The organism is Bartonella sp. AP40SXNS (assembly GCF_042195825.1).
Classification (GTDB): Bacteria; Pseudomonadota; Alphaproteobacteria; order Rhizobiales; family Rhizobiaceae; genus Bartonella.
The window spans coordinates 1-508 of the sequence record NZ_JBHIPB010000142.1; the positions used below are offsets into that span (position 1 = coordinate 1).

Genomic DNA, 508 nt, shown 5'->3' on the forward strand with positions numbered 1-508 from the left:
TTATCAGTTTGAGGTGCCGCGGCGGCGTCTTGTTGCCATGCAAGAGCGTGAACGCACTGCTGTTGCTCGTTCTTTGCGTACCATTAACCGGCGTTTGGAAGAACCCGTTTTTGCGAAAGCTTATCGAAGATGGGCGGGGCGTGCGATGGATTTATTCTTTAAAGAGATCAGAAAGGCGGGGGCGTGATGGCACAGTTTCAAAAGCTTGCTCTTGATGTGATTGTGGTGCCGGAGCGTATACGCCCTGTGGATGATGAGCATGCCAAGGCACTTGCACAATCAATGGCGCGGGAGGGATTGATGAATCCGATTACGGTGCGCCATACGCCCAATGCTAAAGAGGGTAATTACACGCTGATTGCTGGTGCACACCGGCTGAGGGCTGCGGAGCTTTTGGGCCATAGTGACATTGATGCCGTTGTGGTGCAGGCGGATAAAGAGAATGCTGCGCTTTTAGAAGTGGCTGAAAATCTGTTTCGCAATGAATTGTCAGTGATTGACCGTGCGT

The 508-nt window shown here is 51.8% G+C and carries 1 protein-coding gene and 1 pseudogene; both read left to right on the plus strand.

The window, feature by feature from the left end:
* Nucleotides 1-187: pseudogene (locus tag ACFILZ_RS10210) on the plus strand (hypothetical protein); the annotation flags it as partial.
* Nucleotides 187-508: ParB N-terminal domain-containing protein (locus tag ACFILZ_RS10215; RefSeq protein ID WP_375682400.1), on the plus strand; the 322-nt coding region annotated here is incomplete at its 3' end. The pseudogene ACFILZ_RS10210 and the gene ACFILZ_RS10215, both read left to right, overlap by 1 nt.